The organism is Bartonella sp. MM73XJBT (assembly GCF_028618465.1).
Classification (GTDB): Bacteria; Pseudomonadota; Alphaproteobacteria; order Rhizobiales; family Rhizobiaceae; genus Bartonella.
Genome location: NZ_JAQISY010000017.1, coordinates 1 through 23,162, shown reverse-complemented (window position 1 = coordinate 23,162; position 23,162 = coordinate 1). Strand labels below are relative to the sequence as shown.

Annotated in this window: 18 protein-coding genes; 7 read left to right on the top strand and 11 right to left on the bottom strand. The window is 39.5% G+C overall.

Annotated elements, in window-relative coordinates; all coding sequences use genetic code 11:
• Positions 1-288 precede the first annotated feature (288 nt).
• The 4 genes from PVV69_RS06560 to PVV69_RS06545 are packed head-to-tail and all read right to left on the bottom strand — an operon-like array spanning position 289 to position 7,131.
• Positions 289-2,385, bottom strand: a complete 2,097-nt coding sequence (locus PVV69_RS06560) for a hypothetical protein (protein WP_273756913.1) — start codon at positions 2,383-2,385, stop codon at positions 289-291.
• Positions 2,382-5,189 (bottom strand): DUF4159 domain-containing protein, encoded by a 2,808-nt coding sequence (locus tag PVV69_RS06555; RefSeq protein ID WP_273756912.1) that lies wholly within the window; start codon positions 5,187-5,189, stop codon positions 2,382-2,384. Before PVV69_RS06555 ends, PVV69_RS06560 begins: the two co-directional genes overlap by 4 nt.
• A complete protein-coding gene (locus tag PVV69_RS06550; RefSeq protein WP_273756911.1) occupies positions 5,186-6,097 on the bottom strand; it encodes a DUF58 domain-containing protein in 912 nt (303 codons plus the stop codon). The genes PVV69_RS06555 and PVV69_RS06550 overlap by 4 nt, the downstream gene beginning before the upstream one ends.
• Before the next feature lie 2 nt (positions 6,098-6,099).
• Positions 6,100-7,131 (bottom strand): MoxR family ATPase, encoded by a 1,032-nt coding sequence (locus PVV69_RS06545; protein WP_273756910.1) that lies wholly within the window; start codon positions 7,129-7,131, stop codon positions 6,100-6,102.
• A gap of 246 nt (positions 7,132-7,377) precedes the next feature.
• Here PVV69_RS06545 and PVV69_RS06540 point away from each other — a divergent pair, with 246 nt between their 5' ends.
• Positions 7,378-8,631 carry a CCA tRNA nucleotidyltransferase gene (locus tag PVV69_RS06540; RefSeq protein WP_273756909.1) on the top strand — a complete coding sequence of 418 codons (1,254 nt, stop codon included), beginning with the start codon at positions 7,378-7,380 and terminating at the stop codon, positions 8,629-8,631.
• A 570-nt stretch (positions 8,632-9,201) separates the two neighbouring features.
• Here the strand turns inward: PVV69_RS06540 and PVV69_RS06535 are convergent.
• On the bottom strand, positions 9,202-9,675 hold the full coding sequence (locus tag PVV69_RS06535) for a tRNA (cytidine(34)-2'-O)-methyltransferase (protein WP_273719785.1): 474 nt from the start codon (positions 9,673-9,675) through the stop codon (positions 9,202-9,204).
• A gap of 867 nt (positions 9,676-10,542) precedes the next feature.
• On the opposite strand from PVV69_RS06535, the gene petA reads away from it, so the two are divergent.
• The 4 genes from petA (at position 10,543) to PVV69_RS06515 (ending at position 13,781) form a co-directional block, all read left to right on the top strand.
• Positions 10,543-11,091, top strand: a complete 549-nt coding sequence (gene petA / locus PVV69_RS06530; protein WP_273756908.1) for a ubiquinol-cytochrome c reductase iron-sulfur subunit — start codon at positions 10,543-10,545, stop codon at positions 11,089-11,091.
• 4 nt (positions 11,092-11,095) lie between these two features.
• Positions 11,096-12,352, top strand: a complete 1,257-nt coding sequence (locus tag PVV69_RS06525; protein WP_273719787.1) for a cytochrome b N-terminal domain-containing protein — start codon at positions 11,096-11,098, stop codon at positions 12,350-12,352.
• Positions 12,346-13,221 carry a cytochrome c1 gene (locus PVV69_RS06520; RefSeq protein WP_273719788.1) on the top strand — a complete coding sequence of 292 codons (876 nt, stop codon included), beginning with the start codon at positions 12,346-12,348 and terminating at the stop codon, positions 13,219-13,221. The genes PVV69_RS06525 and PVV69_RS06520 overlap by 7 nt, the downstream gene beginning before the upstream one ends.
• Positions 13,222-13,340: 119 nt before the next feature.
• Entirely contained in the window at positions 13,341-13,781 is a 441-nt protein-coding gene (locus PVV69_RS06515; protein WP_273756907.1) for a PRC-barrel domain-containing protein, read from the top strand.
• Between the two features lie 423 nt (positions 13,782-14,204).
• Here PVV69_RS06515 and ychF read toward each other — a convergent pair whose 3' ends face one another.
• Positions 14,205-15,308, bottom strand: coding sequence for a redox-regulated ATPase YchF (gene ychF, locus PVV69_RS06510; RefSeq protein WP_273756906.1), 1,104 nt, complete (start codon positions 15,306-15,308; stop codon positions 14,205-14,207).
• A 260-nt stretch (positions 15,309-15,568) separates the two neighbouring features.
• On the opposite strand from ychF, the gene PVV69_RS06505 reads away from it, so the two are divergent.
• Positions 15,569-16,309: a L,D-transpeptidase gene (locus PVV69_RS06505; protein ID WP_273756905.1), complete on the top strand. Its 741-nt coding sequence runs from the start codon at positions 15,569-15,571 to the stop codon at positions 16,307-16,309.
• Positions 16,310-16,636: 327 nt separating this feature from the next.
• Here PVV69_RS06505 and pth read toward each other — a convergent pair whose 3' ends face one another.
• Together pth and PVV69_RS06495 are read right to left on the bottom strand one after the other, a co-directional pair.
• On the bottom strand, positions 16,637-17,218 hold the full coding sequence (pth, locus tag PVV69_RS06500) for an aminoacyl-tRNA hydrolase (protein ID WP_273719792.1): 582 nt from the start codon (positions 17,216-17,218) through the stop codon (positions 16,637-16,639).
• Between the two features lie 77 nt (positions 17,219-17,295).
• Positions 17,296-17,919, bottom strand: coding sequence for a 50S ribosomal protein L25/general stress protein Ctc (locus PVV69_RS06495; RefSeq protein WP_273719793.1), 624 nt, complete (start codon positions 17,917-17,919; stop codon positions 17,296-17,298).
• 281 nt (positions 17,920-18,200) lie between these two features.
• Between PVV69_RS06495 and PVV69_RS06490 the strand changes: the two genes are divergently transcribed.
• On the top strand, positions 18,201-19,700 hold the full coding sequence (locus PVV69_RS06490; protein ID WP_273756904.1) for an ATP-binding protein: 1,500 nt from the start codon (positions 18,201-18,203) through the stop codon (positions 19,698-19,700).
• Here the strand turns inward: PVV69_RS06490 and PVV69_RS06485 are convergent.
• From PVV69_RS06485 to PVV69_RS06475, 3 genes are all read right to left on the bottom strand, one after another.
• Positions 19,697-20,629, bottom strand: coding sequence for a ribose-phosphate pyrophosphokinase (locus PVV69_RS06485; RefSeq protein ID WP_273719795.1), 933 nt, complete (start codon positions 20,627-20,629; stop codon positions 19,697-19,699). The two genes, PVV69_RS06490 and PVV69_RS06485, sit on opposite strands and share 4 nt — an antisense overlap.
• 467 nt (positions 20,630-21,096) lie before the next feature.
• Positions 21,097-21,882, bottom strand: coding sequence for a peptidoglycan editing factor PgeF (gene pgeF / locus PVV69_RS06480; RefSeq protein WP_273756903.1), 786 nt, complete (start codon positions 21,880-21,882; stop codon positions 21,097-21,099).
• 213 nt (positions 21,883-22,095) lie between these two features.
• A complete protein-coding gene (locus tag PVV69_RS06475; RefSeq protein ID WP_273721793.1) occupies positions 22,096-23,133 on the bottom strand; it encodes a tyrosine-type recombinase/integrase in 1,038 nt (345 codons plus the stop codon).
• Between the last annotated feature and the right edge of the window lie 29 nt (positions 23,134-23,162).

Sequence of the window (23,162 nt, the reverse complement as noted above, 5' to 3'; positions counted from 1 at the left end):
TTGAAAATGATTTAGGCAATAAAATAGGAAAAAAAAGAGAGGAGGACAAGCTGGTGCATTTCCGAGGTAAAAAAGGTTTGTAAAATGAAAGAACAATTTCTCAAAAAGAGGAAGAAAAGCTTTTGAGAAAGCTATGCTTTATTGTTTTTTTACATTATAAAAGATGACTTGAATTCTCAAGGTTTTTAAATGACTTGAGATCATAAGCTGTTTAAGAGTAACAAATAAGTGAATGCTGTGATAAGAAACAGAGGCATTATAAAATCATAACAGGAATTTTTGGACTTTTTAACGGCTTTCACGATACCACATGCTGTTTAACAGGATAAGACAGATAAGCAGTGCAAAGAAATCAGAAAAGATCGACAAATGGAAACTCTTGATTAAACGGGTCTCTGTTGCTTCTTTTAGTACAATTGAATGAGCAGATGAAGATGTTGTACCGGTTTGTGACCGAATCAGCTTTATAGGAGGAAGATGAATACCTTCTTTTTCTTTGTCGTGTAAACGTGCGATGTATCCGCCAGTATGTTTACTGATGGGGGCGAGTTTTTCTTTTGTTGAAATGACATCAAGTAATTCGAGATTATCAAGTACAGTTACAAAAGAAAGAGTTGTTAAGTCCCCATTTTTGATGGTAAAAATTCCTGTTTCATCAATATCTATTGTTGCAGCAAAGATCCCTTCTTGCTCTTTTGTAAGGATGATATTTTCTTTTTTTCCAGAGGGAAAAGTTATTTCGGCTGGTTCTGGGTGATCTTTGAGTGTTTGGCGATAGATGGTTAAACGATGATGGTTGCTGGTAGCAGTTAATTTTTCCTCTTCAAGTTCTGGCTCTTTCATAAGCCAATGGGCAATTCGGCGATAGAGAGCTGCATAGGGACCTCCACCTTCGAAACCTCTTGCCCAAAGCCAACTTTCATCAGAAAGCAACATGCCCACACGCCCCTGACCAACATAGGAAAGAAGTAAAAGAGGTTGTTCATCTGCTCCTTTCATCAGAGCAATGCCTTTGTGTGTGTTTTGAATAGCAATTTGTCGTAGCCACCGTCCCCATTGAGAGGCTGGAAAGTTAAGTGTTGCAAGGTTTTTTGTGACAGGATGGCGTTCACCTTCTTTGGTTAACTTTGGGCGAAAAGGCTTTTGAAGAATAGTACCATTGGGTAACGCGGGGAGGATGCTTATTAAAGGTGTTTTCGCAAGCGAGTTTTGTTGCGTAAACTCAGGTCCTGTTACCATTAGCAACGCACCACCCTGTTGTACATATTGCGCGATATAATCATAATAGATTAACGGGAGAACACTAGAGTGTTGATAGCCATCAAGAATGATGAGATCAAAATTGTTGATCTCTTCAACAAAGAGCTTTTTGGTAGGAAAAACAACAAGTGATAATTGACTTAAGGGTGTATTATCTGCTTTGTTGGGAGGACGCAAAATGGTAAAATGAACAAGATCAATATTGGAGTCCCCTTTTAAAAGATCACGCCATGTTCTCTCACCATTATAAGGTGCACCTGAAATAAGAAGGACACGCAAATTTTCTCTAATCCCTTCAATAATCGCTATGGCGCGGTTGTTTTCAGAGCTTAATTCGCCTTTGTATGTCTCTGTGGTAACTTGGATGATATTTTTTTCAGCATGGGGAAGGGTTATTTCCGTTTGAAAAATACTGCCGGGGGTTACAGAATAATGACCAACTTCTTGTCCATTGATGCTTACAGTAATATCTGCTTGCTTTGGAAGAGATTGTTGGGTTTGCCCCTTATCTTCTACTAAGATAGAGAGTATTTGTGGTTTATTGATAAGGGCAAAGCGAGGAGGAGAAATAATTTTGACTTGGCGGTCAAACTCACTGGACCTTCCTGTGATGAGGGCATTGAGTGGCGCTTGATGGTGAAGCTCTATAATATCAGGAATGTCATGGACTTGTCCATCGGTGATAAAAATTGTCCCTGCATAACGAGATGGTGGGATATCAGATATGGACTGTGTTAAAGCCTGAAACAAATTTGTTGAGGGTGCATATTGGTTATCAGCAAGTTTTCCAGCTTCAATAAAGCGTGGTTCAAATTGCGGGTAATGTGCCAATGCTTTTGTAAGTTGTCTACGTGCTTCATCACTGTCGTTTGTACGTGTGCCAAATGTTTGGCTTTTGCTGCGATCAATGACAATGCCTATCGTACTTTTCAGTGGTTCGCGCTGCTCTTTGATGATCATGGGATTGAGTAAAGTAAGGAGGAGCACGATCAATGCTATAAGGCGTAATAAAGAGCCTTGACGTTGTTGAATGAGGCTAATAATGACAAAAAGGGTGGATATTCCTCCTAAGAAGAGAAACCAAGAGAGAGGCAAAAAAGGCTGAAAAGTAAAGAATGGGGTCATTGCCTTCTTTCCCTTTTAAAGCGTTCTAAAAGTGCTGGAACATGCACTTGGTCTGCTTTATAGTTTCCTGTAAGCACATAGAGAACTATATTTAATCCTGCACGAAAAGCCCATAGACGTTGCATCGGATCATTGGGAACAAGTGGATATTTCCACATGCCTTTTTCGTCTAGTGCCCAAGCACCAGCAAAGTTATTTCCAGTAATCAGGAGAGAACTGACATTATCACCCAAGCTGAAAAGACTTTCGTTTTTTTTATTGGTTGAGGATGATGTTTCAACCCACAAAGGTGAACCACGGTAGAGACCTGGAAAGTCTGGCATAATATAAAAAGAACGAGCAATCACATGATCTGTTGATGCTGGTTCAATGGCTGGGATATTTAATCCCTTTAAAATGCTTCTTAATCTTTGTGTGGCTGGGGTGGCGGTGTCTTCAAGAGTGAGGCTGGTGGTTATTTGATCGCGTGTGTCAAATAAAATTGTGCCTCCATGTTTCATAAAGCGATTTATTTTTTCAAGACTCTTTTGTGTTGGTAGAGGACTGTTTGCATCAAGGGGCCAATAAATGAGAGGATAGAAGGCAAGTTCGTCTTTCTCAAGATCAAGTGCTACCACAGAGCTTGGTGCGAGCATTGTCCGCTCTGCGATGAATCGGCTTAAGGCTTCTAGACCACTTTTACTCGTTGCATCAATTTCATGATTATTTGTTATAATGTAAGCAAGATGTGTTGCACCTGCTGCTTGTACTATGCTTTCCGTATGGCGTTCTGGGTTTTGTGCATGAACGATTGGAGTCTGTGAAAAGAAGATCATGAGACCTATTGTGAAGGGGAGAAAAAGCAGCATATTGTTTCGTCTGTTGAGAAAAAGATTGCCTCCTATCCATAAAGTTAAAAAACTATCCAAGGCAAAGAGTAACATGGCTAATGCTAAAAGTGGGCCAATAAGATGTTGTTCTTTTGTGTCGTAAGATAAAAGATTTTTGCTTAAAGAAGGTGATGGAGATTGTTTTATCAAGTGTGATGAAGGATTTAACACATTGAGTGCATAAAAATTATTTTTGACACCATAGAGTCCGGGGGGAGTACGATAGGAAGGAAGGGGTGGATATTTGGCATTAAGAACCAGTGGAACAACATGAGAGGGGGGCGTTTGTAATTGTCCATCAGCAGTTATTGTTCGCCACGGATTTTGTACGGTTGTTTGTGTTGTTATGTGTGTTGGATTTGTGTTTGCATAAGCACTCAATGTGATTAGTTTTTGCAACATTTGTGCAAAAAAGCCAGAAAGAGGAAGATTGGACCATGTGGGATCAGGGGCAATGTGGATAAGAATGAGTGTTCCTTTACCACGTCCTGATGCCGTAATGAGGGGTGTTCCATCAGAAAGAGCGAGCCATGTCTTGTCAAAAAGATCGGGGTTTGGTTCTGCTAGGATTTGGCGTGAGACCGTAATATCTTCTGGAAAGGGAAGATCAGAGAATAGGCTATTTTTTGCAAATGGCGCAAGTTTTTGCGGTTTCGTCCAAGACATAATACTACCAAGCAAACGTTTACCAGGGCGTAAAGCTACTGGAAGGAGGCTATCATAGTGTTCTGCGCTACTCAGATTTTCTCCCGCAAAGCGGATAAGTATTCCTCCTTTATTGACGAAGTCAGACAGCTTTTTTTCTGCCTCTTCTGACATGTTTACAATATCGCCCATAATGAAAACAGAAGGATTTTGTTTCAGTAAGTGGTCAATATCCGTTGAAAGTTCTCTTCCACCAGCTGTTATAAGCTGTGTATGACCCTGGAGTGCATTGATAATATAATAAAATGGAGAGAGTAACGGTTGTACCATTTCATTGGTATTTGATGAGAGAAGAGCAACACGGCTCAGTCTCTTATGGCTGTCCACTAAGAAGGTCGCAGCTGCATGGGCTTGGTTGCTCACTTTTATCCAAGCAATGTCATTACGCAGTTCAAGTGGTATGCTAAAAGGAACAAGGGTGGTGGTTTTTCCCTCAAGAAAGTTTGCTTTAAATTGGCCAAGCAATTGATTGTTTGAATCGTAAAGTTCTAGTGTAGTGGGAGATTTACCGTGTGTTGTTGCACGGATAATGCGTGCGACCATGTTTCCGTTGTCATTTTCTATGGCCGTTATGCCAAATAAATCGGAAATATCGGCTAAATACCATAAGAGTGTTTTAGGTTTTAATTGCTCAATGAGAGCAAAAGTTTGATCGTCTTCCTTTGTTTGTAATCCATCACTGAAGTAAGCAATATCGAGGGGTTTTCCTTTATTTATTGCAATCAGTTTTTGTAGTGCATGCACACGATTGACGGGCCAAGGGCGGGGTTGCAAATGCATTAAATGTTGTTTTACAACTTTTGCAGGAAGAGGACCTTTATTGGAGTCATGATTTTCAGCGGTGGCAAGAAAATAAATGTCTTTTTGCTGTTTTTCTGCTTGTGCAAGGAGATTTTGAGCAAGAGAGATGCGTTTTTTCCATTCTTTTGCAGAGGCCCATCCATTATCGATAATGAGTGCAAGGGGCTGTGATCTCGATAGTATAATTGGCTTTTGATTCCAAATGGGGCGCGCTAAAGCGATGATAATCAGTGCGGCTATGGTTAGTCGTAGTAACAATAACCACCAAGGTGTGTGGCTTGCTTTTTCCTGCTGATTAATTGATTTTGGTAGAAAACGTAAAGGAGGAAAGGGTTCTTTACGCGGTGAGGGAGGTGTTATGCGTAACAACCACCAAATGATGGGCAGGGATAAAAGTCCAAGTAACAGCAGGGGAGCAGCAAAACTCAAAGCGACCTCCTGATGTGAGAGGGAGAGCTTCCCATTTGGTTTGCGAGATGCAAAATAGTTTTAGTGAAGGGTTTATTTGTTGTACTTACGTGATAGGTCCATCCTTGGCGTGAGCAAAAATTTACTAATTCTTGTCGTCTTGCTTGATACAGCTTGCAATAGTTTTCACGAAGGTTTTCTGCTTTTCCAAAAGTGTGCTTTTCGTTTGTTTCGGGATCAAAAAATTCAGTACAACCTCTATAGGGAAAGTCTTCTTCTGCGGGATCAGCAACTTCAATTAAATGCGCAGTAACCTGTTTTGTAGATAAAGTGCTTAAATGTTGGATGATTTCTTCAGGATGATCGAGAAAGTCACTTATTATGATGGCATGTGAAAAACGCGTAATCGTTGAAAAATCCGGCAATGGACTTTCATTTTGATGATTTGTCAAAGTAAGCGCTATGCGTTCTATGACATTGGATGCCATGGTAGGAGGCATGAGATTGGGGATCGCAATATGTTCGCCACTTTGTGCAAGAAGTAACGCCAATGCAAGGGTCAGAATGATGGCATGATCACCTTTAGAGATTTTAGAAAGGCGCGAACAATAATGCATAGATGCACTTTGATCAGTCCAAAGCCAAACCGTTTGTGTCATTTGTGATTCATGTTCACGCAGGTAAGTATGTTCATCACGTGCTGAGCGACGCCAGTCAATGCGTGTAATGGACTCCCCTTCAATATAAGGGCGGAATTGCCAAAAATTTTCTCCCTGACCACGTCTGTGCTGTCCATGCCATCCCGTTATCAGTGTTTGGGCAATCCGATGTGCTTGTAGAAGGAAAGACGGCATTTTTGCAGTATCTTCGTGCAATTTGCTAGCAAGTGATATGGGAGAGGTTTTTGAAACTTTTTTGCCAATGGCCATTTTTAAAGAGCGTCTTTCACAAGATTGTTGATAATATCTTTTATGGTTATATCTTCGGCACTTGCAGAAAAATTGAGTGCCATGCGGTGTTGTAATACGGGATAGGCTAGTGCTTCAACGTCATCAAGAGAGGGGGCTAAACGCCCATAATAAAGTGCACGGGCGCGTACACAAAGAGAAAGTGCCTGTGATGCACGTGGACCAGGTCCCCAAGTAACATAAGTGTTTGCAAGGCTGTTATCTTTATGAGGGCGAGCCGAACGAACGATTTTTAAAATGGCTTCTATAACATTTTCTGAAAGCGGTATTTTCCGAACAATCTTTTGAATTTTTTGCAGTTTTTGCGTTGACAAAATCGGTTTTATATTCTGATTTTTCTCTCTTGTTGTTTCTAAAATAATACGCCGTTCTGTCATAAGATCAGGATAGTCAATATTAATTTGCATCAAAAAGCGGTCTAGTTGTGCTTCAGGAAGCGGGTAAGTCCCTTCCTGTTCGAGAGGGTTTTGGGTTGCAAGCACATGAAAAGGTTGTGGCAAATCATAACGCTGACCTGCAACGGTGACATGATATTCTTGCATAGCTTGTAAAAGAGCTGATTGCGTGCGTGGAGAGGCTCGATTAATTTCATCAGCCATTAGAAGTTGGGTAAAAATAGGTCCTTGAAGGTAGCGGAAAGAACGTTTACCACTCTTATCGGAATCCATAATCTCAGAGCCTATAATATCCGATGGCATGAGATCAGGGGTAAATTGGATGCGTTTTTCATCAAGCCCTAATACTGTTGCTAGAGTTGCAACAAGACGCGTTTTTGCAAGCCCTGGAGCTCCCACAAGAAGAGCGTGTCCACCAGCAAAAATAGTGATCAAAGCATATTCAATCACATGATTTTGCCCAAAAATAACTTTGTCAATTTCTTGTTGTAGAATATCCAATTCTTTGTGCACGTTATCAATATCATCAATAACCGCTTGGGCTTCATTGTTGATATTGGCCTTTTTCATAGAACTGGCTGATGTATCATGTTGACTCATGTTTCTTCCTTAAGGCATTTGTGGCAAAATCGATAATTTTCTCTGTATGATAATGAATATTTTATGATTTGTAGCAGAAAATGCGAAGAAAAGAAGGGTAATATATTGTTTTTTTATCTTCGCACATATGTAGAGTGATCTATTTGAAACAAACAAGTGTGTTGTGTAAGGAATATATGGAAAATAGTATTCTCCAGAAAATATCTGTTTAAAGCAAAGAAGACAATTTTTTGAAAGGTTAAAAGGTTGAGCATTAGACAAGATTTCAAACAAGTTGAATGGTTGCAACATCATGATATCCAAATGCTTCTTCGCATTTTATCTTTGGATGGTGAAGAGGCACGTATTGTGGGCGGGGCAGTGCGCAATCAGCTGTTAGGGCAACCTATTTGTGATATTGATATTGCTACAACTTGTTTACCACAGCAGATTATAACACGCGTAGAAGAAGCAGGATTTAGAGCTGTTCCTACAGGTGTTGCGTTTGGTACAGTGACGGTGGTTTCTCAGTCATGTTCCTATGAGGTAACAACGCTTCGCTCTGATATTGAAACAGATGGTCGTCATGCGAAAGTGGCATTCGGTCGTGATTGGAAAAAAGATGCGGAACGGCGGGATTTTACCATTAACGCGCTTTATTGTGATGCTGCTGGCAACCTTTATGATGATGTGGGAGGCTTGAATGATATTGCCAGCCAGACAGTGCGCTTTATCGGCATTGCAGAAAATCGTATTCGCGAAGATTATTTACGTATTTTGCGGTTTTTTCGCTTTTTTGCTTGGTATGGTATGGGGCGACCTGATGTGGAAGGCTTGAAGGCATGTGTGCGTTTAAAAGATGGTTTGCATAAGCTTTCATCGGAGCGCATTTGGGGAGAAATGAAAAAATTGCTCGCTGCTTTAGATCCAACGCGTGCTCTTTTATGGATGCGCCAAAGTGGCATTTTGACACGTATTTTTCCTGAAACAGAAAAGTGGGGCATTGATGTGGTACACGCATTGGTGAAAACAGAACAGGCTCTTGGCTGGAAAGTTGATCCGTTGTTACGGCTAGAAAGTCTGCTCCCTCCTGATTCTGTGCGTCTTCATGAAATGGCAAAGCGTTTGCGTTTATCCCATAAGGAAACAACGCGGTTAAAAGAATGGGCACAGTTGGAGAGGATTGCCCAAAACTGTTCAGAGTTTTTTTTACAAAAACTGCTTTATTTACATGGTCAGCAGTCTGTTTTAGATCAGTTGTCTTTGTCTATTGCTTCATCATATGTTGATGCTTCGGAGAAAAGCCAAGCTTTACAAAAAACAGAAGATTATGTCAGGCTTTATCAGCTTGCTCAAAGGTGGCAGATTCCTACTTTTCCTGTGAATGGTAAGGATTTGATCCAGAAAGGTTTTTCTAAAGGTGTTCTTTTAGGAAAAAAGCTCAAAGAGCTTGAAATGATATGGATTGAAAGCGGATTTCTTATGGATCGTAATGCATTATTAGAAAAAATTAATTTATAATATTCATTTTTTTAACATCCTTTTATCTTTTCTTTTATAATGAATTGGTTGTTGATAGCAAAAATGATGTGAGAGAGTGTTATTTGTCGTGTCATAAATCTTATCAAGACAGTGATGTAAGACGCATTTATTGCGCATTAAAGATATAGTTTTGCCTAAGGTTTTATTTCAGTTGTTTGTTGTGTCACTCATGAAGTTGAGTACAATATTCAGGGACTGTCGTTGGCGTCTATGGGATAAACATATAAGTTGGGAGCCAAGAAAAATCCACCAAGGGTAATCATTCTTCATGATAGACTGGTACTGATAAACACCTTGTTCTTTACGAGGAGGAGATTGAATAATTTCCTTTATCATTTGGTTTGATGAATATGATTTTCCCCAATGATTTATAAAGGTGTTTTTAAACTTATTCCAGAAGCATATTGAAAAATATAAGATTTTAGTGGCATTGTAAGATTCTAGAAAGATGGCGCGCTTTCACTTTTTTGATAATCATTGATCTTGTGTAGACTATTGTGATTTCATCAATATATTGAATCCCTTACGGAGATTTTTGTATTTTCTTTGTTAAGTTTCTCCCTTTTCATAATAACCAATTTGGCGAAGTGCTTCTCCTGTTGTTATGGCCACACTCACAGCCAGATTTAAAGAGCGTGCGTGTGGTTGCATGGGAATTTTTAATGTGCAATCAACGGCTTTATGAACATAATCAGGAACGCCTGCTGATTCACGACCAAAAAGTAAAACATCATTTTTTTGATAGTGTATCTGTGTGTAGCATGTTTCTGCCTTTGTGCTCAAAAGCAAAAGACGACGCTTAAAGTGTCTCATGGTGTTGATGAAATGTTGCCAATCAATATGGCGTTCCAGCGAGGCATATTCGAGATAATCTAAGCCCGCGCGCTTAAGATTACGATCGGATAAGTTAAAGCCGGCTGGTTCAATAATATGAACACGTAAACCAAAACAGGCGCTAAGGCGCAAAATTGTTCCAGTATTACCAGCAATATCAGGTTGAAAAAGCGCAATATGAAGTGTCATGTTTTATGTAGTAGGATTTTTTCTTCGTATTTGTAAAGAAGCTCTATAGCTTATTCGAAAAATATCATTGCGAGCAGGTGGTTTTAGTGTTTGGCTGTTATTTCTTTTGGATTTTAAGGCGGGTGTACCCAAGTTTATGATAAGAGGAATCAAGTATGAACTGTGAGAGGTGATCATTGTTCAAAAAGTTTCACGACAAATGTTGCTCTTTATAAGAGCAGATTTTATCAAAAGATTTTTTTAGGACTGTTGTGTTCGTGCAGTTTTTTTTGAAACACTTATCAAAGCGGCGCATCCATTATTAATCAAGAGGACTTGTGTGATTGTATCGATTATCAAACATGCATCGCTTTTTAAAACAATATCAACTGTTATATAAGTTCGATGAAAGAGGTCGCCTATTGAATGTAAAATTGCGTTTTCTTTGTACAGCTTGGCTTGAGAGGGGCTGTGTATCAATTGTTTCTTCATGACAAAGATTTTGCTGTTGTTTGAATTTTTGAGACACTGAAATGTTAAAGTTTAATAAATAAGAGGCTTTACAATAAGTGGTAATGCGAGAGCAGAGAATATATTGTGGTTGGTATCACTTTTCTTTAAGTTACATTGGAGCGGTGAACAGAAAAACTTCAGTATGGGAATATAAGTCGTAGGAGAGATAAAGGCTTAGTGAAGAGAGGAGGTAGCAGAGGGAGATTATGATTTGTTACCACTGAGTTGAGAGAGAAAAGATAAGAAGAGAACAAATTACACAAATGATGAGAAGTCTTTTCTGAAATGTTTTTTTATGGTTTAAATAACTGAGGATTGTATCATAAGGGCGGGGATGGGAGAAACTGTTTTAGGGAGTACTCTTTAGTTAAGATAATGAGCGAGCAGACGAGGCGGGATTTCCTGTTTTTATTAACAGGTGTTACAGGAGCAGTTGGGATAGGTGCTGTCATGTGGCCTTTTATCCGTCAGTTGCGTCCAGATGAAGCTGTTTTAGCCTCTTCCTCTATTGAGGTTGACCTTTCTGGTATTGAAGAGGGCATGTCGGTGACGGTTCAATGGCGTGGACAGCCTGTTGTTATTCGTAACCGAACTGCAAAAGAAATTGCTGAGGCGCGTGCTACCAAATTGAGTCTTCTCAGAGATCGTCAGGCACGCAATCCTAATCTTGAAGGTGAAGAGGAAGCAACGGATTTAGCCCGTTCAGCAGGCGAGGGGCGTGAGAATTGGCTTATTCTCATTAATCTTTGTACGCATCTTGGTTGTGTAACACTTGGCCAATCGGGGCGATTTGGCGGGTGGTTATGTCCTTGTCATGGGTCTATTTATGATACAGCTGGAAGAGTGCGATCAGGCCCTGCTAACTATAATCTTGCTATCCCACCTTATCGATTTCTTTCTGATACTTTACTGAAAATAGGATAAAGTGATGGCAAAATTTCCTCCCTATTTTCCTAAAACTGCTCTTGCTCGTTGGTTTGATAAACGTTTGCCTTTCCCTCGCTTTTTTTACAATGCATTTGTTATTTTTCCTGTACCGCGTAATCTTAATTATTTTTATACATTCGGCGGTATTTTGACCGTTATGCTTTTATCACAGCTTTTGACGGGGCTTGTATTATCGATGCATTATGTACCAGATGTTCATTTGGCTTTTGAAACGGGTGAACGCTTTAGGCGGGAAGGGCAGTTTGGTTGGCTTTTTCGTCCATGGCATAGTGTTGGATCATCGTTCTTTTTTATTGCTGTTTATATCCATGTAGCACGTGGGCTTTATTATGGTTCTTATAAAAATATGCGCGAAATGGTTTGGGTTACAGGCATGTTTATCTATATCACTATGATGGCAATAGCATTTTTTGGTTATGTACTGGTTTGGGGGATGATGTCTGTTTCTGCTGCTTCAGTGGTTGCTGGCTTTTTCAAAGCTATTCCTTTGGTAGGAACATGGTTGCATGAGACATTGCTTGGTGGTTATAGCGTGGGACAGGCGGCATTGAACCGTTTTTATGTGCTCCATTATCTTTTGTCCTTTGTGTTACTTTTTTTAGTAGGGCTTCATATTTTTGCAATTCACCAAGTTGGACAGGGTAATCCGACCGGTCTTGCAGTACAATCGGATGAGGAAACTGTTCCTTTTGCACCTTATGCGCTTATCAAAGATATTTTTGCTATTACTGTTTTTCTGATCTTTTTTGCTTGGTTTTTGTTTTATATGCCTGATTATATGGGACAGGCTGAAAATTATGACGTTGCTGATCCTTTAAAGGCGCCTCTTCGTGTGGTGCCGGAGTGGTATTTTTTGCCTTTTTATGCTATACTGCGTGCCATAACTTTTAATATTGGTGCTCTTTCATCAACTTTTTTGGGGGTTATTCTCTTAGCCGGTTCGGTTTTTGTGTTGATTTGTGTTCCATGGTTAGATCGCTCTCCAATATGCTCCGCAAGATATCGACCTGTTTATAAAATTTTCTTTTGGGTATTCATTGCTGATGTTGTCTTTCTTGGCTATCTAGGTTCAAGAGAAATCAATGATAGTGTTATTTTATGGACGCAATTGGCGACCGCTTATTATTTTATATTCTTTTTAATTATTTTGCCACTCCTCCCTCTTTTTGAAAAGGGGCGTCCTCTTCCTTCTTCCATTACTGAAGATATGAAAAAGAAAAAAAATAAACTATGGTAAAAGCTTTTATCAGATTGATTGTTGTCGCTGTGATAGGTTTTTCTTTTCACAGTTTGGCGGGTACTTTTTCTGATAAAGAGGAGGAATTTGTTTCTTTCCCCTTACGTGCTCCTAAAAGACAGGAATGGAGTTTTTCAGGACCATTTGGGGTTTATGATCAAGCACAATTGCGGCGTGGATTAAAGGTTTATAAGCAGGTTTGTGCTAGTTGCCATGGGTTAAAATATTTAGCTTTTCGCGATTTAAAGGCTCTAGGCTATGATCAAGAGCAGATTAAAGCTTTGGCGGGGCAATATCAGGTGAGCGATGGTCCTAATCGAGAAGGAAAGTTTTTTAAGCGCGCCGGGGTTATAACAGATCATTTTCCTTCTCCCTTTGCTCATAAAGAAGAAGCAAGGGGGATTCTTCATGGCGCTTATCCTCCGGATTTATCACTGATGGCACGGGCGCGCGCCGTATCTTTGCCGTTTTCTACTTTGATTACTGATGTGTTAACGCACTATAATACTGCTGGTCCAGATTATATTACAGCTCTTTTAACAGGATATCAGGAGGCTCCAGAAAATACAGAAATTGCTAATGGTTCTTGGTATAATCCCTATTTTATTGCCGGAAATTCTTTGACTATGGCGCCTCCGTTGAATGATGGTGTTGTGTCTTATGAAGATGGAACTCCAGAAACTGTTAAACATTATGCGCGTGATGTTTCTGCTTTTTTGATGTGGGCTGCTGATCCTCATATGGAAATTCGGAAAAAAACCGGTTTTCGTGTTATTTTATTTTTAATCATTTTTGGGGGGCTTGTTTATATTTTAAAAACTCGTATTTGGCGTGATTTAGAAGAAAAACTGGAGAAGACGAAAGACTGAAAAGAAAAAATATTAGGATTAATGGTCTTAAAAGAGTATAAAGAGTTTAGGGAACAAATCTGATTATGATGCATTGACACTTTATAAAGTAAAAGCAAAGTAAAAATGGAGATGTTAAAATGAAAAAAATTGCCTATACTGCTCTTATATCAGTTTTGATGGTTTCTAGTACTTACGCTCAGTCTTTCGAAGTGCCTTCTAAAGCTGAAATGATTTCGTCGATGGGCACCGTACAGGTGGGATCAGATATGTCTGTGCGTTATGTTACACCTTTAGCAACGGATTTTGTTGCTTCGAGTCTTATTGGTGCAGATGTATACAATATAGAAAACGAAAATATTGGTGAAGTAAAAGATATTATTTTGCGTGAAAATAACATTGCAGGATTTGTTATTGCTGTTGGTGGGTTCCTTGGTATAGGGGAGAGTTATGTAGTCGTTTCTCCAGAAACAATCCAGATGACAAATGATTATGGTAAGTGGAAACTTATCACCAATGCGACAAAGGATTCTTTAAAGGAAGCTCCAACATTTAAATACGAAGGACGTTGGGCACGCTAATTTTATATTTCCATTCTCTACGGTTAGAACAGTTGCTGTCATAATATATGATGGCACTGTTTTTTTACAGATCTTTTGAAGGGAAGAAAAATTTTAAGCAAAAAGTTTTTGCAGTTTCTTAAAGATATCAAAGGCAAATTAAGATTAAAGCTTAATGATTATGACGGTGCAGGAAACGAATGTTTTTAATTTATTTGGAAGAAAAGTACTTTGGAGATTTAGGGTAGCTAAAAATACCTCAAATCGGATACTTAATTCTTCATACATTAGAGAAACCATAAGAGAGGAAGGGGAATGAAAAGCTTATTCCTCTCTTTATTTCACGTTCTTCATCTTAAAAAGATTTATAAAACGACGTATTGTTGATCATAAAAGGTCATTGTTATTTCTTTAGTAGATGTAAGATATTGAGATGAAGCGAATTTAGGTATTATGTTTAAACAACATAATATCGCCGTCTTGTACAATGTATTCTTTACCTTCATCGCGGGCTTTACCTGCTTCTTTTGCGCCGTTTTCTCCTCCTAAAGCAATATAATCCTCGTAGCTGATGGTTTGAGCGCGGATAAAGCCACGTTCAAAATCTGAGTGGATAACCCCCGCTGCTTGAGGTGCTTTCGTGCCGCGTGTGATTGTCCACGCTCGTGTTTCCTTAGGGCCACAGGTGAAATAAGTAATGAGGTCAAGCAAAGAGTAACCAGCGCGAATGAGGCGGTTTAGACTTGGTTCAAAGAGCCCTAGGGCATTAAGGTACTCTGAAGCCTCTGCGTCATTGAGTTGGGTAATTTCAGCTTCAATGGAAGCAGAAATGATAATGCTTTGAGCACTTTGCTCTGTTGCCATTTTTTCGACCGTTTGGGTAAAGTTATTCCCACGAGCGGCATCATTTTCACTTACATTGCACACATAAAGTACGGGTTTAGAAGTGAGAAGATTTAAACTCTCAAGGATGTGGTGTTCTTCGGCAGAGATATCTTTGCGTAATAACCGGACAGGATTTCCTTTTTGGAGTAAACTTAATGCTGCTTCCATCATGGGAAGAGTTGAGAGAGCTTCTTTATCTTTTCCAGTAGCACGTTTACGAATTTGTATGATGCGCCTCTCAAGACTTTCAAGATCTGCGAGCATAAGTTCTGTTTCAACGGTTGTGGCATCAGAAATGGGATCAATGCGTCCTTCTACATGGGTAATATCTTCATCTTGGAAACAGCGTAATACATGAATAATAGCATCAACTTCACGGATATTGGCTAAAAATTTATTGCCCAAACCTTCCCCTTTTGAAGCGCCACGTACAAGCCCAGCAATATCAACAAAACTGATGCGTGTGGGAATGATTTCTTTTGAGCCAGCAATGGCAGCAATTTTTTCCATCCGCAAATCTGGAACAGCAACTTCACCAGTATTGGGTTCAATGGTACAAAAAGGATAATTGGCAGCTTGTGCCGTGGCTGTTTTTGTGAGTGCATTAAAAAGAGTGGATTTCCCAACATTAGGCAATCCCACAATACCGCATTTAAAACCCATGAGTTTGTCTTCTTTTCTGTTGATTTTATGATTAATATAAAGCTTATTGAGCGTTTTATAGCATATTTTGAGAAGAGTTATAGTCTCTTGTTGCTGTAGATAAGGAAAAAGTCTATGTTGAAAAAACAATTTGTTTTTTTCAACATATTGAAAAACTTTCTACTTTAATGGGTAAGAGAATTTTAAATTAACGTTAACAATGTGCTAAGTTTTTCATAGTATGCAAGTCTACATGAGAATTAATTGGAGAAAATAGAAGAGTGTTATCGCGTCGTGCCTTTTTAATTGCAGCACCTTTGGCTTTGGTTGGATGTGCTACGCACAAGTCAAATGTATCGTTGGGTTCTTCTCAACAAATGAAGTATATTCCAGCAGAAATGCAGGCTTTGTATGGTCCTATAACGAATGAGCCTTACTTATTGCCCGCTGTTGATCTTGCGACAATTGATCCCAAATTTTGGCGTCAAAGGGTCATTTATTATACTTCTTATCCTCCTGGGACACTGGTTATAGATACGCAGGAGTGTTTCCTTTACCTTATTGGTGAAAATGGAAGAGCTTTGCGTTACGGTATTGGAGTTGGGAAAGAAGGCTTAGCATTTGAAGGTGAAGGGGTTGTACAGCGTAAGCGCCGATGGCCCAATTGGACTCCTACGGTGGCAATGATGGCTAGAGAACCAGAACGTTATGGTCATTTGGGGCAAGGAATGCCACCAGGTCCTGATAATCCATTGGGGGCACGAGCACTTTATCTTTTCAAAAATGGACAGGATACATTGTTTCGCATTCATGGTTCCCACGAATCTTGGTCAATTGGCCGTGCTATTTCAAGTGGATGTATTCGTTTGCTCAATCAAGATATTATTGACCTTTATGACCGTGTTCCTGTTGGCTCTCGTGTGGTGGTGTTACAAAACAATCAGAGAGCAAAAGTTTACAGCCGACAATCTGCAGCTTTTGATCCACTACAGTCAACCATTAATCCGAGTGAATTCTTTTAAATTTAAAGAATACAAGCCATTTTAATCAACATGTGGCTTAATCTTTAATGAGGGTGTTCCTGTTGGTGCGTGGTGTCGTGGTGTTGTAAAACAATGAGAGTGCTTCTAGAATTTTAAGTCAAGAATCAAGTCAATATGATTCACTATAGTCTCTTTTTAATGCAGATGGATTTTTGAGGGCGTATTTAACTCGCGCTTGATTTGATAATGGTTGGACTTGCTGTTTGCTCCTCTTCCTTTGAAAAAGAGGGAATTGCGTGTGAGAATGACACAAAAAGGCTGATTCATAAAGCGATATTTTTTATGTGTCTTCGCAGAAAAGCGCCATTATCGCAGGTTTTTATTTCTCATTGTTTGTGAAATTTCATTGATAAAGAGAGATTTATCATCTTTTATAAGGAGAGCAATGTTCTTTGTAATTGTCTCTAAGAGAAGAGATAACCATTCTTGGTCAGATTTTGTGAAATTCCCTAGAACATATTGGTGGACAAGCTCTTTAGAATGAGGGCGTCCAATTCCTAAGCGTACACGGCAATAGTCAACACCGCAATGGGCATCGATAGACTTTATACCGTTATGTCCATTATTTCCTCCACCGATTTTGATACGGATCTCCCCTGGTAATAAATCTAACTCATCATAGATGATGATCAAATTTTTCAAATCAACCTTATAAAACCGCAAGGCTTCACCAATAGCTTGGCCAGAAAGATTCATAAAAGTTTGAGGTTTTAGGAGAAAAATCTTTTCACCATTTATGAGACCATTGGTGATTTCAGCTTGAAATTTTTTTGACCATGGAGAAAAAGACAAGGATTGGTAAATCGCATCAATCGCCATGAAACCGATATTATGGCGATTATTTTGGTATTGTAAACCAGGATTTCCAAGACCAGCAATAAGCCACATGCGCGCCTGCAGTAAAGTATGAGAGGTTAATCAATATCTTATTAAGTTAAGGCGGGAAATTTCCCGCCTTCTAAAATTTATGCGTTTTCTTCGTTTCCATTTTCTTGTTCGGAGCTTTCATCACTGACATCCATACCAGCAGGAGCTGCGATGGTTGCAATAGTGAAGTCTCGATCTTGAATGACGGGGGTAACATCTTTTGGGAGTTGCACCGCTGAAATATGGATAGAATCACCAATAGAATAGCTGGAAAGGTCTATTTCAATTGCTTCGGGGATAGCATTTGCTGGAGCAGTACATTCAATTTCGTGACGCACAATATTGAGAACACCTCCTCTTTTAAGCCCAGGAGCCGTATCTTCATTGAGGAAGTGTACAGGAATATTCACTTCCACAACGGATTTCGCTGAAATACGAAGGAAATCTACATGGAGAGGAAAATCACGTACCGGGTCTAATTGGTAATCTTTGGGGAGAACTGTAATTTTCTCTTTACCAATTGCAATTGTTGCAACGGTGGTACGAAAGCCACCAGCGTGAATTTTATAGAAAATTTCTTTATAGGGAACTGTGATTGCCAAAGGTGGTTGTTTTTCACCATAAATGACAGCAGGAATGAGACCGTTACGGCGAAGTTCACGGGAGGACCCCTTACCAACCCGCTCGCGTATTTCGGCCTTAAGAGTATAGCTTTTGCTCATAATTTAAGTCCTTTTACATGATTGGAGATCCATCAAAAACCAACAACAGTTTTCGCATGAATATGAAGATATGCGCTAGTCAACAGCGATTGCTCCATTCTGCGTTGCCTCCAAGGGTGTCTACGCAGAAGTTTGTTCTATAATTCAAACTCTACACAGATGCAAGAGTTGTGGGAAAAATCGATGATTTCTACCGTTAGAAAAAAGGAAATGTTACAAACATGATTTATTTGGAGAATAAATATCAGCCGATATATTCAAAAGCAAACACTGGAGATGTTATGAAAGTTGAAATCGCCTTGGGTGAGACAGCAGAATGTAATGCTTTGCGTAAATCCGTACCAGCATGTATTGATTTGGAAGAATTATTGGCGACACGTCTTTTGGTACAAGGCAATTCTGGTTCAGGAAAATCATATCTTCTGCGACGTCTTCTTGAACAAAGTGCTGCATGGGTGCAACATTGTGTGATTGATCCAGAAGGCGATTTTGTTACTTTGGCAGATAAATTCGGTCATGTTATTGTTGAAGCACAGCGCAGCGAATTGGAATTGACGCGTATTGCTCATCGCATTCGCCAACATCGGGTTTCGGTAGTGTTCAACCTGGAGGGGTTAGATACGGAACAACAGATGCGCGCTGTGGGCGCTTTCCTTGGTGCATTGTTTGATGTGGAGCGTAATTATTGGTATCCTATGCTTGTTGTTGTTGATGAAGCACAAGTGTTTGCTCCAGCAGCAGCAGGAGAAGTTTCTGATGAAGCACGTAAAATTTCACTGAGTGCTATGACCAATCTTATGTGTCGAGGGCGCAAACGGGGGCTTGCTGGTGTTATTGCGACACAGCGTTTGGCTAAGCTTGCTAAAAACGTTGCTGCTGAGGCATCAAATTTTTTAATGGGGCGAACTTTTTTAGATATTGATATGGTGCGTGCCGCTGATCTTTTGGGAATGGAACGCCGTCAAGCAGAAATGTTTAGAGATCTTGAGCGAGGGCACTTTATAGCTTTAGGACCTGCTTTATCACGACGTTCTTTACGGATTATAATTGGTCCCGTTGAAACATTGGCACGTTCTTCTAGTCCCAAATTAATGCCACTTCCAACAGAGCGAATGGATGCAAAGGAACTTGTTTTTACTGCTTCGCCAGAGGAAATTTTAATTCCCTTTAAACAATCACGAGAACCAGCGCGAGAAAAATCAATTCATGCAATATTAGAAGAGGCTGTGCATAAAAAACAAGAGTTGTTGGAAGAAAATCCGAGCTTATTTCCTGAACTTGCAGTGGTGGAGCAAGAGAGTCAAATAGAAGATGTTCTTCGGGAAATTCTTGATGATCCTGAGGCATTCTATCGCTCTACAGCTCTACTTTATCAAGATTTCTTGGTTCGTTGCCGTATTCATGGTCTTTCAGGAGATCCTTTAAACCTTTCGCAGTTTCGGCGCAAATTGGCTGTTGCCCAAGCTTGTGTTGACGAACAAACCGCTGTTAGTGAAAGCTGGAAACGCCTTTTGCAGCTATCGGAAAGTTTGGAAGATGATGTTCAAGGTGTTTTTTTGCATGTAGCACAGGCTGCTTTGAGCCGAAAACCCTGTCCATCGGATGCATTTTTAGCACGCCTTTATGGAACTCATTCTTTAAGTCGTGCACGTCGTCTCTTAAGTTATTTTGAAGAACGCGGTTTTATTGTTATCCATACACATTTTGATGGTCAGCGTATTATAGCTTTTCCTGAGTTTGGTGTGGAAACAGCACCAGGAGATCCCAAAGTCCCCCTTTAACCAAATAGGCTTGAGACAGATTGTTCTGCCGCTGTTCTTGCGATTGCTTCGCCAATCAGGTCAGCGATTGGTAAAACACGAATATTGTGTGCTTTCTCTATTGCTTCTGTTGGCATAATGGAATCCGTAATAACCAATTCTTTCATCTCTGACTTGGTAATACGCTCAATGGCATTTCCAGAAAGAACACCGTGGGTGATATAAGAGGTCACACTACTTGCACCGTGTTTAAGGAGAGCACTTGCTGCATTGCATAATGTTCCACCTGAATCAACAATATCATCGAGCAAAAGACAATCTTTTCCTGAGACATCTCCAATAATATTCATAACCTCTGATTCACCGGGACGCTCCCGACGTTTATCAACGATAGCCAGCAAACTGTTCAAGCGCTTGGCAAGAGAGCGTGCGCGTACAACACCCCCAACATCTGGTGAAACAACAATAACATTTTCAAGAGAGTAATGCATTTTGACATCTCGAGAAATAACCGGAACAGCATAGAGATTATCCGTTGGAATATCAAAAAAACCTTGAATTTGTCCGGCATGAAGATCCAATGTTAAAACACGATGGGCTCCTGCTTCGGTAATCAGGTTGGCAACAAGTTTTGCAGAAATCGGGGTGCGTGGTCCAGGTTTACGATCTTGGCGAGCGTAACCAAAATAGGGGATGACAGCAGTGATACGTCGTGCCGAAGAACGGCGAAGCGCATCAATCATGATAAGTAATTCCATCAAATGATCGTTTGCAGGATAGGATGTGGATTGTAAAACAAACACATCTTGTCCACGAACATTTTCATGTAATTCTACGAAAATTTCTTGATCAGCAAAGCGTTTCACGGTTGCTTTACCTAAAGGAATATTTAAGTAATTTGTAACATCTTCAGCAAGACGTGGATTGGAATTGCCACAGAAAAGCTTCATAGTAGGACCTCTGAGTCGTCACGGTAGAGTATGATAAGGCTTTTTAACTTTTTATTATCAGATTGCAAGAAAACAATTATAAAAATGTTACAATTTTATCTCTTATTATTAAAGAGCTCTGTGTTTTGTTTTTTCTTTTTCCAAAATTTTATTGCTTTTAGAGCAAAGTTTTTTGAGCATAAGGTAAAGAAATAGATTGATTAAACTCTTTTCTCTTATTCTCTAAAACAATATGCGTATTGTTTTCTCTATAAAAGGAATGAAGCAGAGTTCATGTTAAAAGAGTTTGCCTTAAATTTCATTATTAAGTAAATCTTGGAAAGAAGAATAGTCAAACGCTTCACATTTTGTACGTTAAGCAAGCTTGTTTAATAAAAAGTACAGTATTTGAGAGTGTTTTTTATTTCATTGTGAAAAAAATTTGTTTTGCAGTTTTGCTATTCTTTTTAAGGTGTAAAAAACTCATTTTATCCATTCAACATAATAGCAGAAAATTGTCGTCCATCATCTGGTTCATTTCGGAGTGTTGCACGCCGATAAGAGAAAAAACGCTGTTCATCTTGGTAGGTGCAAAGTTCCACACAGGAAGCACTAACGCCTGCTTCTTTGAGTTGATTCATAATGAATGCCCATAGATTAAAGTAAAAGTGATTGACGTTCTCTGTTTTTACAAAATATTTTTGGAATTTACTCTGGGAGTCGATAAATTGGTAGTAAAATTCCTCTGTTACTTCATAGTGGCAAGGACCAATACAAGGGCCAAGAACTGCTGTTATCGATGGTCTTTTAGCTCCTTGCTCTTCCATAACGGTAATGGTTTTTTCTATAATTCCCTTTAAGCTACCTCGCCAGCCAGCATGTGCTGCGGCGATGACACCAGCTTGTGGATCAGCAAATAAAATTGGTCCACAATCTGCTGTAAGAATGCCGATGACGAGTTTTGGTGTGGTCGTAACGAGAGCATCCGCTTTAGGAGGTTTATTAATAAAAGCTTGATTCACTACGACAACGTCACAAGAGTGTATTTGATTGACAGTGACTAAATTGTCTGCCTCAACATTAAAGTAATTGGCGATTAAAATGCGATTTCGTGCGATATGTGCAGATTGATCATTTGAATGTTCTTCAACATTAAGGCTTTGAGAGAGACTTTTTGAAATACCGCATTGGCGTGTGAAAAAACCATGTCGTATCCCGTGTATATGTAAAGCAGATAGATTTTTTGCAAGGATGGGGTGGGTGATAGGATTCATAAATATTCCTTGTAGGCATGGTTGTTTTCAAAGGGAGAATGGTGTGTGAAATGTGCGTATTTGTCAATATTTATGGGCATCAAAATCTGGGAGGTACAGGTATATTTTTATCACTTACATGTACCAAAATAAATAAAAATTAAATTAATAAGTTACTGTATAAGTAAGGGAATTGGTGAGTCTTGATTCTATTACGTTTTTTTGCCTCTAACCCTAACTTTTTTGGAGCTTTTTTATCGCTTCTACTGCTAATCTTTTACGGTCTGCGCTCTTTGTGTAAAGAGATGCCATATTGTCATCTGTCCAGCCAAAAATTGCTTTCAATTGCGATACTGTTGCACCAGAATTAGCGGCGCGTGTTGCTGCTAATTTTCTCAATCCGTGTGCTGATTTTTTGATACCCGCCTTGGTACATGCATTATAAAATAAAACTCCGAAGCTATCTTTGGCTAATTTTTCTCGGCGTTTACTACAGATGAATGTTTCTTTCCCAACAGGACCAATTTTAAGTGTCTCTGCTAATTCTGGTAAAATAGGAAGAAAAACATCTGTTTTAAATTGGCTTTTTTCTGTTTTAAGATGAATAATATTATCTTTTACATCTTTCCAACCGATGCGAACGGCATCACCACGACGCAACCCCGTATACAAAAGGACATCAATCCAGACACGTTCATGAGTACCATGCGACCAGCGTTGGTAATATTTCTCAACATCTTCTTCTGTCCAAACAGGAAAACCGCCTTTGTTTTTTAAAGAGGGTGTTTTTATCCCTAAAGCTGGATTATTTTCTAAAAGATCTTGTTCAATTGCCCATTTAAAAAGTCCATTGAGTGTTTTTAAAAAGTCTCTAGCCATTGCTGGTGTTTCTTTACGCCGTTCAACACCAGCTATGATATGTTTTTTCTCAATTGCTTGGTATGGAATGTTTCCTATACTATCGCATACCTTCATAAGAAGGGGTTCTCTTTGTTTTTTTGTAGCTTTAGCAAGGTTATGCCAATTGGCGCTATTAAAATACTGTTTAAGCAGCCATGCAAATGACCCTTCAGTAAGTTTACCGGTTTTAGATTTTGGGAGTATAAGTCCTTGTAATTCGGCAATTGCCATTTTGTAGTTGTCAACAAACTCTTGTGTTCCATAGGTTCCACGTATTCTAATACGTTTCCCATGACCAATGCGTACATACCATATGATTTTGCCATGGCGTGTGATTTCTTTGAGAAGATAAGGAGGGCGTGGTTTTGGCATGGTGACAGCCTATAAGACGATATCATAAT

Bases quoted from the DNA above. Each gene is read 5' to 3' on its own strand.
- pgeF (WP_273756903.1), bottom strand. From the start codon at position 21,882: ATGAATCCTATCACCCACCCCATCCTTGCAAAAAATCTATCTGCTTTA.
- PVV69_RS06515 (WP_273756907.1), top strand. From the start codon at position 13,341: ATGAAAAAAATTGCCTATACTGCTCTTATATCAGTTTTGATGGTTTCT.
- PVV69_RS06520 (WP_273719788.1), top strand. From the start codon at position 12,346: ATGGTAAAAGCTTTTATCAGATTGATTGTTGTCGCTGTGATAGGTTTT.
- PVV69_RS06550 (WP_273756911.1), bottom strand. From the start codon at position 6,097: ATGGCCATTGGCAAAAAAGTTTCAAAAACCTCTCCCATATCACTTGCT.
- PVV69_RS06535 (WP_273719785.1), bottom strand. From the start codon at position 9,675: ATGACACTTCATATTGCGCTTTTTCAACCTGATATTGCTGGTAATACT.
- petA (WP_273756908.1), top strand. From the start codon at position 10,543: ATGAGCGAGCAGACGAGGCGGGATTTCCTGTTTTTATTAACAGGTGTT.
- PVV69_RS06490 (WP_273756904.1), top strand. From the start codon at position 18,201: ATGAAAGTTGAAATCGCCTTGGGTGAGACAGCAGAATGTAATGCTTTG.
- PVV69_RS06525 (WP_273719787.1), top strand. From the start codon at position 11,096: ATGGCAAAATTTCCTCCCTATTTTCCTAAAACTGCTCTTGCTCGTTGG.
- PVV69_RS06475 (WP_273721793.1), bottom strand. From the start codon at position 23,133: ATGCCAAAACCACGCCCTCCTTATCTTCTCAAAGAAATCACACGCCAT.
- PVV69_RS06495 (WP_273719793.1), bottom strand. From the start codon at position 17,919: ATGAGCAAAAGCTATACTCTTAAGGCCGAAATACGCGAGCGGGTTGGT.
- PVV69_RS06560 (WP_273756913.1), bottom strand. From the start codon at position 2,385: ATGACCCCATTCTTTACTTTTCAGCCTTTTTTGCCTCTCTCTTGGTTT.
- pth (WP_273719792.1), bottom strand. From the start codon at position 17,218: ATGTGGCTTATTGCTGGTCTTGGAAATCCTGGTTTACAATACCAAAAT.
- ychF (WP_273756906.1), bottom strand. From the start codon at position 15,308: ATGGGTTTTAAATGCGGTATTGTGGGATTGCCTAATGTTGGGAAATCC.
- PVV69_RS06545 (WP_273756910.1), bottom strand. From the start codon at position 7,131: ATGAGTCAACATGATACATCAGCCAGTTCTATGAAAAAGGCCAATATC.
- PVV69_RS06485 (WP_273719795.1), bottom strand. From the start codon at position 20,629: ATGAAGCTTTTCTGTGGCAATTCCAATCCACGTCTTGCTGAAGATGTT.